The following is a 14,121-nucleotide window of genomic DNA, read 5'->3' on the forward strand; positions in this document are numbered from 1 at the left end:
GCCGGCGGGCGGGCGCCCCGTCCGCTGCCCGCTCGCGGCGGGGCGCCGGCCCTACGGCCGGCCGCGCAGGGGCGCGAGCGCCTCGGCCCAGGCGACGACCTGGTCGAAGACGGTCTGCAGCGCGCCGGCGGCGTCCTCGGTGGGCGTGAAGGCGAAGTCGTCGTCGAACTCGGAGCCGAACGGCAGGAAGACCTGGGCACGGACGTCGGCCATCTGCAGCTCGGCCGCGATCAGCCGCCAGGCCTCCACGGCGCGGGTGCCGCCGGCGCTGCCGTAGCTGACGAAGCCGATCGACTTGTTGTTCCACTCCGCGTACAGGTAGTCCACGGCGTTCTTCAGCGCCGCCGGGACGGAGTGGTTGTACTCCGGGGTGACGAAGACGAACCCGTCGTAGGAGGCGATCTTCTCCGCCCAGGCCCTGGTGTGCTCCTTCGAGTACTGCCCCGTGGCCGGGGGCATCGGTTCGTCGAGCAGCGGCAGGTGCTGGTCGGCGATGTCGACCAGGTCGAACTGCGCGTCGGTGCGGTCCTGGGCGTGCTCGTGCACCCAGTCGGCGACGGTCCTCGCGTTGCGGTTGGGGCGGGTGCTTCCGGCGATGACGGCGATACGGGTCACAGGGCGACTCCTTCGGCCTCGGCTGCTGGTGCGATCGGGGCGCGCACAGTGCGGCGCACCTCGCTCCTCAGCGTAGTGACCGGGCGCGGGAAGGGAAGACCGGTGCCGCCGGGTTCCGGCACCGCGTAGGCTCGGCGGCACGCCGGTCCGCTCCGGGCCGGGGCCGCAGCGAGGAGATGCGAGGCAGCACCATGGCGACCACCCCGGACCTGATCGTGTTCGACGTCAACGAGACCCTCTCCGACCTGGCTCCGCTGGGTCAGGCCTTCGAGCAGGAAGGAGTGGCGGCGGGCCTGTCACGGACGTGGTTCGCCGGCATCCTGCGCGACGGCTTCGCCGTGACGGCCGCCGGCGGGAACACCGGCTTCACCGAGATCGCCCAGGACAGCCTGCACCGGCTGCTGAGCGAGCACGGGGTCACCGCACCGGGTGAGTCCGTGGAGCGGATCATGGGCACCTTCAAGAGCCTGGACGTGCACCCCGACGTGGTGGCCGGGGTCAAGGCCCTGCACCAGGTCGCCGAGCTGATCACCCTCACCAACGGGGCCGCCCAGGTCGCCGAGACGCTGCTGAGCAGTGCCGGGGTCCGGGAGCACTTCTCCGAGCTGCTCAGCGTCGAGGACGCCCCGGCGTGGAAGCCGGCCCGGTCCGCCTACGACTACGCCGCCACCCGTCGCGGCACGGACCCGCAGGACATGCTGCTGATCGCGGTGCACCCCTGGGACATCCACGGCGCCCACGAGGCCGGGCTGCGCACCGCCTGGATCAACCGGACGGGCGCCGAGTACCCCGGGTACTTCGCGCGCCCGGACCTGGAGGCCCCCGATCTGCCGGCGCTGGCCGAGCAGCTCGCGCGCTCGCGCGGCTGAACCCGGGGGAGGCCGACCGCTTCGAGAGGACGGGACCATGGCGATCGACGTGGACGCGGCGCGGCAGGACACCCGGGGGACGGCGCACGTCACCCACCTGGACAGCGCAGGCAGTTCCCTGATGCCCCGGTCCGTGGCGGACACCGTGGTCGCCCACCTGCGCCGCGAGGAGCTGGTCGGCGGGTACGCGGCCGCCGCCGAGGCCGCGGAGCGCCTGGAGGCGGTCTACTCGTCGCTGGCCCGGCTGATCGGGTCCTCGCCCGGGGAGATCGCCGTGCTGGAGAGCGGGTCCACCGCGTGGGCCGCCGCCGTGTCCCGCCTCCGGCCGGCCGCCCCGCGCGTCCTGCTCGGACGCTCGGAGTACTGGCACAACGTCCTGGTCCTGCGGCGGCTGGCCCGCCGGGACGGCCTGGAGCTGGTGGTGCTCGACGACGACGCGCACGGCCAGGTGGACGTGGCGCACCTGCGGCGCGAGCTGGACCGGGGCGACGTCGGGATGGTGGCCCTCACCCACGTGCCCATGGGCGGGGCGCAGGTCCAGCCGGCGGCCGAGGTGGGCCGGGCCTGCCGCGCGGCCGGGGTGCCGTTCGTCCTGGACGCCTGCCAGTCGGCCGGGCAGCTGCCGCTGGACGTGCAGGAGCTCGGCTGCGACGTCCTGGTCGGCACGGGCCGGAAGTTCCTGCGGGGACCGCGGGGCACGGCCTTCGTCCACGTCCGCCGGGAGCTGCTGGACCGGCTGGAGCCCGAGCTGCTGGACCGACGGTCCTCGGTGCCCGGCGCCGGCGAGGTCCGGGCCCGGCTGCTGGAGAGCTGGGAGACCGGCGTGGCCGCCCGGCTGGGACTGGGCCGGGCCGTGGACCACGCCCTGGAGGTCGGGCCGGAGCCGATCCGGGACCGCGTCCGCGCGCTGGCGGAGTTCCTGCGCGCCCGGCTGGCCGCGGTCCCGACGGTGCAGGTGCACGACCGGGGCCTCGTCCGGTGCGGGATCGTGACGTTCTCCGTGCGGGACCGGCCGCCCGACCGGGTGCAGGCCCACCTGGCCGGGCAGCGGATCACCGTCTCCACCGCCCCGCTCCCACCGTCGGCGGCGGAGCACGTCCTGGACCCGGGCCCCGAGCAGCAGACCGTGGCGGTGCGGGCCTCCGTGCACTACTACAACACCGAGGAGGAGCTCGACCGGCTGGCTGCCGCACTGTCCTGAGCGGCACCGTCCTGGGCGGAGGCGTGCCCGGTCCGGGCGGAGGCGATGGGGCCCACGTGCACGTGCTCCCGGGTGGCCGTGAGCACGGACCCGTCCGGGACGCAGTGCCACCCGGGCCCGTCGTCGGAGGGCTCGCTGGCCACCACGGTCCCGGAGCCGTCCCGGCGCCAGCACAGGGTGTCCCCGGCCGCCGTGGCGGCGATCGTGGTGCCGTCGGTGAGCAGGAGGTTGAACCGGCCCGTGGTCCGCGCCGAGACGTCCTGGACCACGGCGGCCAGTGCCTCCGGTGCCGAGGACCCGGCGGCGAGCCGCTCCTGGACCAGGGCCCAGAGCAGGGCGGAGTCGACGCGCGCCTCGAGGCCCAGCAGGCGGACCGGGGGCAGGGAGGCGGCCAGCGTCTCCACGGACCGCGGCCAGCCGTCGACCCGCCCGTTGTGGCTGAACAGCCACCGGCCGTCCGTGTAGGGGGCGGCCGCGGCCTCGTCGGGGGTGGTGCCCGGCGTGGCCGAGCGCACGGCGGCCAGCACCGCCGTGCTGGTGGTCACCCGGGCCACGTCGGCGAAGGAGGAGTCCGCCCACATCGGCACCGCCCTGCGGTACCGGGCCGGCACGGCATGACCGGGGGCGTACCACCCGGCGCCGAACCCGTCGGCGTTCATGAGGCCGTTGCGCTGGTGCCGCGGCGCCCAGGACTGGGTGAGCAGCCCGTGCTCGGGGGCCAGGAGGAGATCCGCCAGGGACGTCGGCGGGCCGAGGAAGGCCAGGTGGCGGCACACCCGGCTACCGCCCCTCGGCCGCGGCGTCGCGCACGGTGCGGAAGCCGGTGAAGATCTGCCGCCGGACGGGGTAGTCCCAGTTCCGGAACGTGCCGCGGCAGGCCGCCGGGTCCGTGGCCCAGGACCCGCCGCGCAGCACCTTCTGCTCGGGCCCGAAGAACACCGCGCTGTACTCCCGGTACGGGAACGCGCGGAACCCCGGGTACGGCAGGAAGTCGCTCGAGGTCCACTCCCACACGTCCCCGATGAGCTGGTGCACGCCCAGCGGCGAGGCGCCGGCGGGGCAGGAGCCCACCGGCGCCGGGCGCAGGGCCGTCCCGCCGAGGTTGGCGTGGCGGGACGTCGGCTCCTCGTCCCCCCACGGGTAGCGCCGGGACCGGCCGGTGGCCGGGTCCCAGCGGGCGGCCTTCTCCCACTCCGCCTCCGTGGGCAGCCGGCGTCCGGCCCACCGGGCGTACGCCTCGGCCTCCCAGTAGGACACGTGCTGCACCGGTTCGTCGCCGGGCACGGGTTCGACGACGCCGAAGCGCCGCCGCCACCACTGCCCGGCCTCGCGCCGCCAGAACCCCGGGGCGCTGATCCCCGTCCGCTGCCGGTGCGCCCAGCCCGCGGGGCTCCACAGGTCCTCCCGGTCGTAGCCGCCGTCCGCCACGAAGCCCGCGAGGTCCGCGTTGCTGACGAGCTGCGTGTCGATCCAGAAGCCGGGCACGTGGACCTCGTGGGCGGGGCGTTCGTTGTCGAGGGCCCACGGGTCCACGGAGGTCCCCATGGTGAAGGAGCCCGCGGGCACGTGCACCTCCCGCGGCAGGCCCGTGCCCCGGGGGGCGCGCACGGCGGGATCCAGCGGCTCCGCGTGCAGCACCGGCTCCCCGGTGCGCAGCTGGTGGGTCGCGAGCATGGTCTCGGCGTGCTGCTGCTCGTGCTGGACGATCATCGTGAAGGCGAAGCCGGACTCCAGCAGGGGCGAGCCCGCCAGCGGCACGCGGTCGAGGATGTCGAGGGCCTTGGCCCGGACCTCTCCGATGTAGGCGCGGGACTCCGCCGGGTCGAGCAGCGGCAACGACGGGCGGGAGCTGCGGGAGTGCTCGAAGGCGTCGTAGAGGGAGTCGATCTCCGGGCGCAGGGGCTCCAGACCGCCCACGTCCCGGACCAGCCACAGCTCCTCCTGGCTGCCGACGTGCGCCAGGTCCCACACCAGCGGCGACATCAGCGGGGAGTGCTGGGCGAGCAGCTCGGCGTCGTCGCACGCGGTGAGCGCGTGCACACGGCGGCGCGACCGCTCCAGTTCGCCGGCGATGCGCTCCTTCAGCGCCGCGGGGGTCCCTGCGGCGTCCGTGCGCGGATCGGTGTGGTTCATGCGGCGTGCTCCTCGTCCTCGGGGGTGTCGTCCAGCAGGTCTCCGGTGCCGGGCCGGCGCGCCGGCCGCTCGTCGGCGGGGCACCGGGCCGGCGCCCGGTGTCAGCCGGTGAGATGCTCGGCGATGGCGTCGGCGACCTGCCGGGGCGAGTCCTCCGTGGGGAGGTGCTTGCCCGCGACCTCCACGAGGTCGGCGCCGGGGATCTCCTCGACGTAGCGCCGGGCGAAGCCGAGCTTCTGGAACTCGTCGTCGCGGCCCCACACCAGGCGCGTGGGCAGGGCCTTCCGCTGGAGCGCGGGCACGATGTCGAGGGTCCAGCGGGGGTCGGCGGCGGCCGCCATCGCCGTCCACGACCGGGCCCTGGCCGGTTCGTGCCAGGGGGAGAGGTAGTCGGCCAGCTCGTCGTCGCTCAGCTCCCGCACGGTGCTGCGGCGGGTGGAGGCGGCGCGGGCCTCGAGCAGGTCCTCGACGGTGGTGGCGGCCCTGACCTCGGGATCGCGGAAGCGTTCGACCGCCGGGACCGGCCAGGAGTCGAACATCACCGAGTTCATCAGCACCATCCGCTGCACGCGGTCGGTCGTGGCGGCCAGGTGCTGGGCGATGCCGCCGCCGATGTCGTGACCGGCCAGGTCGAAGCCGTCCACGCCCAGCGCGTCCGCGGCGTCCAGCACCGTCCGGGCCAGCGCCGGGACGGTCGCGTGCTCGGGATCGAGCTCACCGGCGCTGGCACCGAACCCCGGCAGGTCCAGGGCGATGCACCGGCGGATCCGCCCCAGGTCCGGCAGCACCGGTTGCCAGACCCGGCTCCAGAAGGTGCCGTGCAGCAGCACGAGGGGACGGGCCCGGTCGTCTCCCGCCGTCAGGTACGACAGCTCGGTGCCGTCGACGTCGACCTGTCGGCGCTCCAGGGGGTGCTCCACGGGGGTTCCTCTCGTCGTCGGGCCGGGGACGGGCGTCCTCCTCCGATCCTCCCGCTAGGCGTCGAGCTCGTCCAGGGCGGCCTGGTAGGCCTCGTGGTAGGTGGGGAACTGGGCGACCTGGTCCCGCAGCACGTCCAGCGGCAGCTGCGTGCGGACGGCCAGTGCGGCCTGGTGGATCCACTCGCCGGCCATCGGCCCGACCGCCCACGCCCCGATCAGCACGCCCCGGTCGGCGTCGGCCAGCAGGCCGAGGTGTCCGCGGGGGTCCCGCTCGTAGGTCCAGGGGCGGGCGAGGGACCGGGCCAGGTCCAGCTCGACGGCCGCGGTGCGGATCCCGCGCCGCTCCGCCTGCTCGGCGGTCAGCCCGGCGGCGGCGATCTCCGGGTCGGCGAACACCACCCGCGGGATCCCCTCGTAGGTCGCGGGGCGGGGCCGGCCGAGGACGGCGTCGGCGGCGATCCGCCCCTGGTACTTGGCCACGTGGGTGAAGGGCATGACGCCGGTGACGTCACCGATCGCCCACAGGTTCTCCGCCGCGCGGCAGTGCTCGTCGACGAGCACCTCGCCGTGCTCGCCCAGCTGCGCCTCGGCGTCCTCGCAGCCGAGGTCCCGGGTGCGGGGCCTGCGGCCGGTCCCGAAGACGACGACGTCGGCGGCGGCCTCGGTCCCGTCGTCGAGGGTCAGGACGCTGTCCTCGCCCACGCGCCGGGCGCCGGTGGCCGAGGCCCGCAGCCGGACGTCCACGCCGGCCTCGGCCAGGCAGCTGTGCAGGAGCTCTCCCACCCGGGGTTCCTCCCGGTCCAGCAGCCGGGGGCCGCGGTGGACGAGGGTGACCTCGACCCCGTAGCCGGCCAGGAACGTGGCGGTCTCCACCCCGACCGCCCCGCCGCCGACGATCACCGCGCGCCCCGGCAGCTCGCGGACGGTGTAGGCCTCCCGGTTCGTCCACGCGGTGATCTCCTCGATGCCCTCGATCGGGGGGACGACGGCCTGGGAGCCGGTGGCGACGACGATGTGCTCGGCGGTGATCTCCCGCTCGCCCACCCGGATCCGGCCCGGACCGGTGATCCGTGCTGCTCCGCGGATCACGGTGGCGCCCTGCTCGGCGTAGCTCTCGGCCTGGGCGGAGTCGTCCAGGTGCCGGGCCATGACGTCGCGGTACTCGCGGGCCCCGGCCCAGTCCGGCTCCGGACCGGACATCCCGGGGGTCCGCCGCACCTCGGTGCGGGTCTCCACGGGCCGCAGGACCGTCTTGGACGGGATGCACGCCCAGTAGGCGCACTCCCCGCCGATGAGCTCCCGCTCGAGGACCGCGACCTTCTGCCCGGCCGCGATGAGCCGGCCGGCCGCGACCTCACCGCCGGGGCCCATGCCCAGCACGGCCACGTCGAAGTGCTCGCTCATGTCTGTACCTCTGCTTCCTGCCCGGATCCCTGCCCGGGCTCCGCGCTGGGATTCCTGGATCGAACTCCTGGGGCCCGAGGGATGCGCGCCGTGGGAGCGCCGTGCCGGCAGGCCCGACCCCAGTGTGCACCTTCCCCCGCGGAGGTCCAGGGGAAGGCGGAGGGGAAGGTCGCGGGAAGGCTGTGGGGAAGGCCGGTGGGAAAGCCGGGGGAGCGGACGGCCGGGCGGGACCGGCCCCGGTCCCGGGAGCGCCCATATACTGGCCGCGCGGCAGAGGGAGGATCCCCACGGCCGGCTCGCCACCCGACCACCGACCGCCAGGAGAACGACCATGACCGCAGCTTCCCCCTCCCGCGCCCGCCGTGCCGCCGGACCCGTGCTGGGCGCCGCCCTGCTCCTGGGCCTCACCGCCTGCGGAGGCGGCGGCGACCCCCTCGCCGGGGGCGAGGGCTCCGAGGACGGCGCCACCGGGACCGTGACCGTGGGCTCGGCGGACTTCCCGGAGAACGAGATCCTGGCCCACCTCTACGCCGGGGCGCTGGAGTCCGCCGGGGTCGACACCGAGACGAACCTCGGCATCGGCTCCCGCGAGGCCTACGTCGGCGCGGTCCGGGACGGGGCCGTGGACGTGATCCCCGACTACTCCGGCAACCTGCTGCTCTTCGCGGACCCGGAGGCCACCGCGAGCTCCGCCGAGGAGATCATGGACGCCCTGCCGGACGCTCTTCCCGAGGGGCTCACCGTGCTGGAGCCGGCCGAGGCGCAGAACAAGGACACCCTGGTGGTCACCCCGGAGACCGCCGAGCAGTACGGGCTGACGAGCATCGCCGACCTGGCGGCGGTCTGCGACCAGCTGGTGCTCGCGGCCACCCCCGAGTTCGCCGAGCGGGCCTACGGCCTCGACGGCCTCGAGCAGAACTACGGGTGCGTGCCGAAGTCCTTCGAGCCGATCAACGACGGCGGCGGCCCCCTGACCCTCCAGGCGCTGCTCGACGGCAACGCGGACGTCGCCGACATCTTCAGCACCACCCCCTCGATCGTGGAGAACGACCTCGTGGTGCTGGAGGACCCGGAGAACAACTTCATCGCCCAGCAGGTGGTGCCCCTGACGGCCGAGGACCGGCTGCCCCAGGAGGCGGTGGACGCCCTCAACGAGCTGTCCGGCAAGCTCAGCACGGAGGACCTCATCGAGCTCAACCGCAAGGTCAGCGGCCAGGACCAGGTCAACCCGGCCGAGGCGGCCGAGGAGTGGCTCTCCGCCAACGGGTACTGAGATCGGGCCCACAGTCCGATCGGGCCCACGCACGGAGCAGGCCCGCGGACACCGACCCGGGCCCACGACCCCGGGACCCCGCGCCGGATCGGGGCCGGAACGAGGACGGAGAGGAAGCCAGCGTGAGCGAGCACGGAAAGGAAGCAACGATGCAGCAGATGAAGGAACGACTCGGCGTGTCCGCGGTGTGGGAGATGCTCCGGGAGAGCGCGGCGTCACCGCAGGAGCCCAGCCTCGAGGGCCTGATGCGGGCCGTCGTCGCGGAGTGCGACTCGTTCGAGCAGAGCCTGTCCGGGCTCATGGCCCACCGGATCGCCGACGAGCACGTGACCCGCGAGGACCTCGTGGTGCTGTTCACGGAGGCGCTCGCCGCGGAGCCGGCCATCGCGGAGAGCGCGGCCGTGGACCTGCTGGCCAGCGTGGCCCGCAATCCCGCGTACCCCAGCGTGCTGGTCCCCTACCTCTTCGCCAAGGGGTTCCTCGGGCTGCAGGTGCACCGGGTGGCGCACCACCTCTGGCACCGGCAGCGCCCGCTGGCGGCCATGTTCCTGCAGAGCAGGGTCTCGGAGGTCTTCTCGATGGACATCCACCCCGGCGCCGCCATCGGGTCGGGGGTCTTCATCGACCACGCGACCGGGGTGGTCATCGGCGAGACCGCGGTGGTCGGCGACGACGTCTCGATCCTGCAGAACGTGACGCTCGGGGGCACGGGCAAGCAGACCGGGGACCGCCACCCCAAGATCGGCTCGGGGGTGCTCCTGTCCGCCGGGGCCAAGGTGCTCGGCAACGTGGCCGTCGGCGACGGGGCGAAGGTCGGCGCGGGCAGCGTGGTGCTCGCCCCCGTCCCGGCGGGGACCACGGCGGTGGGGGTGCCCGCCCGTGTCGTCCGGTGCCGGGCCGGTGAACCGCCCGCCGAGTCGATGGACCAGTCCCTCGACTACGAGATCTGACGGCTGCATGAGCCGGGGCCGGGGCGCCCGGCGGGGTCAGCGGGCGGCGCGAGCCTGCTCGACCGAGGCCACGAACTCCCGGGCCAGCGCCACCAGCTCCTCGGTCCGCTCGATCTGGGGCATGTGGCCGGTCTCCGGGAAGACGTGCAGCCGGGCCTCCGGCAGGGCCGCGGCCGCAGCCTCGGCGTGGTGGGCGGGCAGCACGGCGTCCGAGTCGCCCCACACCACGAGCACGGGCAGGCCCGACGCCCGCACCCGATCCAGGAGGGCCCGCCGCCACCCCGGCAGCACTCCGACCACCGGCAGGCCGATGCTGCGGTAGGTGCCCAGGAACGTGGCCCGGAAGTCCGGCTGGGAGCCCACCAGCGCCGCGTGCCGGAGCAGCTCCGGGGTGGCCAGGGCGGGGTCGAAGAAGCAGCTCTGGTTCGAGCGCACCGCGGCGGCCCGCGCGAGCGGGCGGAAGCGGCGGCCCACCACCGGCAGCCGCGACAGGGCGGCCCACACCATGGGCAGGGCGGAGACGTTGGCCTCCCGGCCGAACCCGGCGCTGTTGGCGAGCAGCAGCCCCGCGACCCGCCCGGGGTGCTCGGCGGCCACGGTCATGGCCACGGCGCCGCCCAGGGAGTTGCCCATGAGGTGCACCGGCCGGTCCTCGCCGAGCGCGTCGAGCACGCCGACCACGGCGCGGGCGAACGTCCCGAGCCCCGGCTTCTCCGGGCCGGCGGGGGTGAGCCCGAAGCCGGGCAGGTCCATGCTGAGCACGCGGTGGTCCCGCGCCAGCAGCTCGTGGGCGGCCGCCCAGTCCTCCAGGCTGCGGCCGATGCCGTGCAGCAGCACGACCGGCGGGGCCTCCGCCGCGCCGGAGCGGCGGAGGCGCACGGGGCGTCCGGCGACCTGCACCGTCGTCGTCGTGGTGTGCGGCGCCCCGGCCGGGACGTCCCCGGCGGGGGCGTCCGCGGGAGCGGCGTCCGCCGCCGGGCGCGGGGTGTGCCGGCCGGTCATGCGCGGGCCTCCTGGGGGCGGGCACCGCGGCGGGCCGCGGTGCGGGGGACGAGGTCGAGGGTCCGGGACAGCGGGGTGCGCAGCGTGGTCGCGGAGTCCAGCAGGTAGTTCTGCCGCACCCGCCACGGGTGCCGGTCGCCCTGGCGCGGGAACGCGTCGATCGCGCGCCGGACGTAGCCGGAGCTGAGGTCGAGCAGCGGGTGCTCGGCCATCTCCCGGCGCGCGCGGGGCACCACGGCCCCGGCGTCGTGGCGCCGCAGGTGCCGCAGCACCTTGCACACCAGGCGGTGGGTGAGGTCGGCGCGCAGGGTCCAGGACGCGTTGGTGTAGCCGATGCACAGCGCGAAGTTCGGCACGCCGGTGAGCATCGCCCCGTTCCACACGAACTGCTCGGACAGCTCCACCGGCGTCCCGTCCACGGCCAGGACGATCCCGCCGAAGGGAAGCAGCCGCAGACCCGTGGCGGTGACCACGAGGTCGGCCTCGAGCACCCGGCCGCCGCTCAGCCGGACGCCCTCCGGCACGAACGTGTCGATCGTGTCCGTGACGACCTCCGCCCGCCCCTTCCGCAGGGCCTTGAACAGGTCCGCGTCGGGCACCGCGCACAGCCGCTGGTCCCAGGGGTCGTAGGACGGGGTGAAGTGCTCGGCCACGAGCTCCTCCGAGCCGAGCATCCGTGCGGCCCGGGACGTGAAGAACTGCCGGGCCGCGGCCGGGCGGCGGCGGCAGAACTGGTACACGGCCGTGCTGAACAGGATGTTCTTGGCCCGGACTGCCCGGTGGGCGAGTCCCGCGGGCAGGACCCGGCGCAGCGCGTCGGCCCGCCGGTCGCGCCCGGGCACGGCGCTGATCCACGTGGGGGAGCGCTGCAGCATCGTGACGCCCGCGGCCTCGGCGGCCATGGCCGGCACCAGGGTCACCGCGGTGGCGCCGCTGCCGACCACCAGCACGCGCCGGCCCGTCCAGTCCAGGTCCTCGGGCCAGAACTGGGGGTGCACCACCCGGCCCCGGAAGTCCTCCAGGCCCGGCAGCACGGGGTCGTGGCCGCGGTCGTAGTCGTAGTAGCCGGCGCACGAGTACAGGAACGAGCACGTCATGGTGCGCTCGTGCACGGCCCCGTCCTCGTCGCGGACCTCGAGGCCGAGGGTCCAGCGCTGCTCGGCCCCGGACCAGTCGGCGGAGACCACCCTGGTGCGCAGACGCAGGATCCGGTCGATGCCGAACTCCTGCGCCGTCTCGTGGATGTACGCGAGGATCGACGGTCCGTCGGCGATGGACTGCGGGTCCCGCCACGGCTTGAAGGAGTAGCCGAGGGTGAACATGTCGGAGTCGGAGCGCACGCCCGGGTAGCGGAACAGGTCCCAGGTCCCGCCCAGGTCGTCCCGCGCCTCCAGCACCGCGCAGGACAGCTCGGGGCACTCGGTCTGCAGGCGGTAGGCGGCGCCGATGCCGGACAGGCCGGCCCCGACGACGACGACGTCCCGGTGGTCGGTCCCGCCGGAACGGTCACCGGGGGAGTCGCCGGAGCGGTCACCGGGGAAGTTCCCGCGGGAGCTCCCCCGGGAGTTCTCGGGGGAGTCGCCGGAGGCGTCGCGGAGGGGCTCGGCGGGGATGGCGCCGGGGATCCCTCCGGCCGTGGAAGGTGCTGGCATGGTTCCAGGATCACCCGGCGCCCTGGGGGAAGACTTGACGCTGGGCGACAGATGCTTGACCCTGGGCGACATGACGGTCATCCGGTCCGCGGGTCTGCGCGGCTTCCGCGCCGCGGTCGCGGAGCTCGGCGGCAGCGCCGAGGCCCTGGCCGACGCCGCCGGCCTGCCCCGCGCCGCCCTGGACACCGACGACCTCCTGGTGCCGGAGCGGGCCGTGGGGCGGGTGCTCGAGACCGCCGCCCGGGAGCTGGGCTGTCCCGACCTGGGGCTGCGGGTCGCCGCCCGGCAGGACCCGGGCGTGCTCGGCCCGCTCGCGCTCGCCGCCCGCCACTCGGAGACGGTCCGCGACGCCCTCGAGTGCACCTCCCGCTACCTGTTCGTCCACGCCCCGTCCCTCGAGCTGGCGCTGGTGCAGGACCCCTACGGCGCCCGCGGGGTGACGGCGGTGCGCTACGGCGGGTCCGCCGCGTCCGCCCGGGACCCCGGGCGGGGCAGCCCCCAGGGCGCCGACCTCGGCCTGGGCCTGCTGCACCGGGCCCTGACCTCCCTGGTGGGAGGCCGCTACGGGCTGCGCACGGTCGAGCTGGCCCACCGGCCGGCGGCGCCGCTGCGGGCCTACGAGGAGTTCTTCGGGGCGCCCGTGCGCACCGGCCGCCCCGAGGTCCTCCTGCGCCTGCCCACGAGCACGCTCGCCCGGCCGCTGCACGGGGACGCCGGGGTGCGGCAGGTGGCGCTCGCCTTCCTCGACACCCAGCTCCCCGGGGCCGGCTCCGCGTGGGCGCCCCGGGTCCGCGGCGTGCTGGTGCAGCTGCTCGGCACCGCGGCCCCGGAGATCGAGGCCGTGGCCCGGGTGCTGGACCTGCACCCCCGCACCCTGCAGCGCCGGCTCGCCGAGGAGGGCACCACCTTCGGCGCCGTGCTCGACGAGACCCGGCGCAGCGCCGCCCTGCGCTGGCTCACCAGCACCGACGTCCCCCTCGGCCAGATCGCCGGGCTGGTCGGGCTCTCGGAGTCCTCGGCCCTCACCCGGTGCGCCCGCCGCTGGTGGGGCGCCCCGCCGCGGGACGTCCGCCGCCGGGGCGTCCGGGCCGCCTGACGGTGTCGCAGGACGTCAACTTCCTGTCGCGGAGGGTCAAGCGGCGGCGCGGATCCGCCCCCACACTGGACAGCGGGCCCCGCGCCCGCCCCGCGCCACGACCCCGTCCCGGCCCCCGCCACGACCCCAGGAGCAGCCCGTGTCCCCGTCCGCACCCTTCCGTTTCCCCGGCGCCACCGCGGTGCTCACCGGCGCCGCCTCCGGCATCGGCGAGCAGCTCGCCCACGGCCTCGCCGCCCGCGGCACCCACCTGGTGCTCCTCGACCGGGACGCGGCGGGACTCGAGCGAGTCGCCGGGGCGGTCCGCGCCGGGCACCCGGACCTGCCGGTGCGCACGGTCCTCGCCGACCTGGCCGAGCTGTCCGCGCTGCCGGGCGTGGCCGGGCGGATCCGCGCCGAGCACCCGCGGATCGACCTGCTGGTCAACAACGCGGGGGTGGGCCTGGGCGGGACCTTCGAGCAGGTCTCCGCCGAGGAGTTCGACTGGCTCATGGACATCAACTTCCGGGCGCCCGTGGTGCTCACCCGCGAGCTGCTGCCCGCCCTGCTCGCCGCCCCCGGCAGCCACCTGGTCAACCTCTCCAGCCTGTTCGGCCTCATCGCCCCGCCCGGGCAGGTGGCGTACTCCGCGAGCAAGTACGCCCTGCGCGGGTTCAGCGAGGGCCTGCGCCACGAGCTGGCGGGCCGGGTGGGGGTCACCGTGGTCCACCCCGGCGGGGTCCGGACCCGGATCGCCGAGACCGCGCGCACCCCGGTCGGTGTGCCCGAGGAGCGGGCCCGGAAGGACCGCGAGGACTTCGCGGGGCTGCTGAGCTATCCGGCGGAGCGGGCGGCCGCCGACATCCTGGGGGCGGTGGAGCGGCGCCGCGGACGGTTGCTCGTGGCTCCCAGCGCCGTGCTGCCGGACCTCGTGGCGCGGCTCCTGCCGGGCTCCTACTGGCCGGTCCTGCGGCACGCGCCGCGGCTCCTGCAGCGCCTTCCCGGGCGGCGGCGCCGGGCCTAGGCT

13 protein-coding genes are annotated in these 14,121 nt (G+C 75.5%); 6 read left to right on the plus strand and 7 right to left on the minus strand.

What is annotated here, in order from left to right; genetic code table 11:
* Positions 1 to 51: 51 nt before the first annotated feature.
* The gene (locus tag ACPYN7_RS05495; protein WP_424346956.1) at positions 52 to 615 is read right to left on the minus strand and encodes an NADPH-dependent FMN reductase; all 564 of its coding nucleotides are present in this window, start codon (positions 613 to 615) and stop codon (positions 52 to 54) included.
* A 191-nt stretch (positions 616 to 806) separates the two neighbouring features.
* Between ACPYN7_RS05495 and ACPYN7_RS05500 the strand changes: the two genes are divergently transcribed.
* Together ACPYN7_RS05500 and ACPYN7_RS05505 are read left to right on the plus strand one after the other, a co-directional pair.
* A complete protein-coding gene (locus tag ACPYN7_RS05500) occupies positions 807 to 1,484 on the plus strand; it encodes a haloacid dehalogenase type II (RefSeq protein ID WP_424346957.1) in 678 nt (225 codons plus the stop codon).
* A gap of 37 nt (positions 1,485 to 1,521) precedes the next feature.
* Positions 1,522 to 2,685 carry an aminotransferase class V-fold PLP-dependent enzyme gene (locus ACPYN7_RS05505; RefSeq protein ID WP_424346958.1) on the plus strand — a complete coding sequence of 388 codons (1,164 nt, stop codon included), beginning with the start codon at positions 1,522 to 1,524 and terminating at the stop codon, positions 2,683 to 2,685.
* On the opposite strand, the gene egtC is transcribed toward ACPYN7_RS05505, so the two are convergent.
* The 4 genes from egtC to ACPYN7_RS05525 form a co-directional block, all read right to left on the minus strand.
* Entirely contained in the window at positions 2,637 to 3,461 is an 825-nt protein-coding gene (egtC, locus tag ACPYN7_RS05510; protein WP_424346959.1) for an ergothioneine biosynthesis protein EgtC, read from the minus strand. The two genes, ACPYN7_RS05505 and egtC, sit on opposite strands and share 49 nt — an antisense overlap.
* Positions 3,462 to 3,465: 4 nt before the next feature.
* Positions 3,466 to 4,818 carry an ergothioneine biosynthesis protein EgtB gene (gene egtB, locus ACPYN7_RS05515; RefSeq protein WP_424346960.1) on the minus strand — a complete coding sequence of 451 codons (1,353 nt, stop codon included), beginning with the start codon at positions 4,816 to 4,818 and terminating at the stop codon, positions 3,466 to 3,468.
* A gap of 101 nt (positions 4,819 to 4,919) precedes the next feature.
* Complete coding sequence (locus tag ACPYN7_RS05520) at positions 4,920 to 5,738, minus strand: alpha/beta fold hydrolase (protein ID WP_424346961.1); 819 nt, start codon at positions 5,736 to 5,738, stop codon at positions 4,920 to 4,922.
* A 54-nt stretch (positions 5,739 to 5,792) separates the two neighbouring features.
* Complete coding sequence (locus tag ACPYN7_RS05525; protein WP_424346962.1) at positions 5,793 to 7,142, minus strand: dihydrolipoyl dehydrogenase family protein; 1,350 nt, start codon at positions 7,140 to 7,142, stop codon at positions 5,793 to 5,795.
* Positions 7,143 to 7,473: 331 nt separating this feature from the next.
* On the opposite strand from ACPYN7_RS05525, the gene ACPYN7_RS05530 reads away from it, so the two are divergent.
* Complete coding sequence (locus ACPYN7_RS05530) at positions 7,474 to 8,415, plus strand: ABC transporter substrate-binding protein (protein WP_424346963.1); 942 nt, start codon at positions 7,474 to 7,476, stop codon at positions 8,413 to 8,415.
* A gap of 122 nt (positions 8,416 to 8,537) precedes the next feature.
* The gene (gene cysE, locus ACPYN7_RS05535) at positions 8,538 to 9,365 is read left to right on the plus strand and encodes a serine O-acetyltransferase (protein ID WP_197412748.1); all 828 of its coding nucleotides are present in this window, start codon (positions 8,538 to 8,540) and stop codon (positions 9,363 to 9,365) included.
* A gap of 36 nt (positions 9,366 to 9,401) precedes the next feature.
* Here cysE and ACPYN7_RS05540 read toward each other — a convergent pair whose 3' ends face one another.
* Together ACPYN7_RS05540 and ACPYN7_RS05545 are read right to left on the minus strand one after the other, a co-directional pair.
* The gene (locus ACPYN7_RS05540) at positions 9,402 to 10,367 is read right to left on the minus strand and encodes an alpha/beta fold hydrolase (RefSeq protein ID WP_424346964.1); all 966 of its coding nucleotides are present in this window, start codon (positions 10,365 to 10,367) and stop codon (positions 9,402 to 9,404) included.
* Positions 10,364 to 12,019: a flavin-containing monooxygenase gene (locus ACPYN7_RS05545; protein WP_424346965.1), complete on the minus strand. Its 1,656-nt coding sequence runs from the start codon at positions 12,017 to 12,019 to the stop codon at positions 10,364 to 10,366. The genes ACPYN7_RS05540 and ACPYN7_RS05545 overlap by 4 nt, the downstream gene beginning before the upstream one ends.
* Positions 12,020 to 12,089: 70 nt before the next feature.
* Here ACPYN7_RS05545 and ACPYN7_RS05550 point away from each other — a divergent pair, with 70 nt between their 5' ends.
* Both ACPYN7_RS05550 and ACPYN7_RS05555 read left to right on the plus strand, forming a co-directional pair.
* On the plus strand, positions 12,090 to 13,115 hold the full coding sequence (locus tag ACPYN7_RS05550; protein ID WP_424346966.1) for an AraC family transcriptional regulator: 1,026 nt from the start codon (positions 12,090 to 12,092) through the stop codon (positions 13,113 to 13,115).
* A 139-nt stretch (positions 13,116 to 13,254) separates the two neighbouring features.
* Positions 13,255 to 14,118, plus strand: a complete 864-nt coding sequence (locus ACPYN7_RS05555; protein ID WP_424346967.1) for an SDR family NAD(P)-dependent oxidoreductase — start codon at positions 13,255 to 13,257, stop codon at positions 14,116 to 14,118.
* Positions 14,119 to 14,121 lie beyond the last annotated feature (3 nt).

The sequence above is a fragment of the Kocuria sp. CH-021 genome, assembly GCF_049716185.1.
Classification (GTDB): Bacteria; Actinomycetota; Actinomycetes; order Actinomycetales; family Micrococcaceae; genus Kocuria; species Kocuria cellulosilytica.

Coding starts and splice junctions, on each gene's coding strand:
- ACPYN7_RS05550 (WP_424346966.1), top strand. CDS start 12,090: ATGACGGTCATCCGGTCCGCGGGTCTGCGCGGCTTCCGCGCCGCGGTC.
- egtB (WP_424346960.1), bottom strand. CDS start 4,818: ATGAACCACACCGATCCGCGCACGGACGCCGCAGGGACCCCCGCGGCG.
- ACPYN7_RS05500 (WP_424346957.1), top strand. CDS start 807: ATGGCGACCACCCCGGACCTGATCGTGTTCGACGTCAACGAGACCCTC.
- ACPYN7_RS05545 (WP_424346965.1), bottom strand. CDS start 12,019: ATGCCAGCACCTTCCACGGCCGGAGGGATCCCCGGCGCCATCCCCGCC.
- ACPYN7_RS05525 (WP_424346962.1), bottom strand. CDS start 7,142: ATGAGCGAGCACTTCGACGTGGCCGTGCTGGGCATGGGCCCCGGCGGT.
- ACPYN7_RS05505 (WP_424346958.1), top strand. CDS start 1,522: ATGGCGATCGACGTGGACGCGGCGCGGCAGGACACCCGGGGGACGGCG.
- ACPYN7_RS05530 (WP_424346963.1), top strand. CDS start 7,474: ATGACCGCAGCTTCCCCCTCCCGCGCCCGCCGTGCCGCCGGACCCGTG.
- ACPYN7_RS05540 (WP_424346964.1), bottom strand. CDS start 10,367: ATGACCGGCCGGCACACCCCGCGCCCGGCGGCGGACGCCGCTCCCGCG.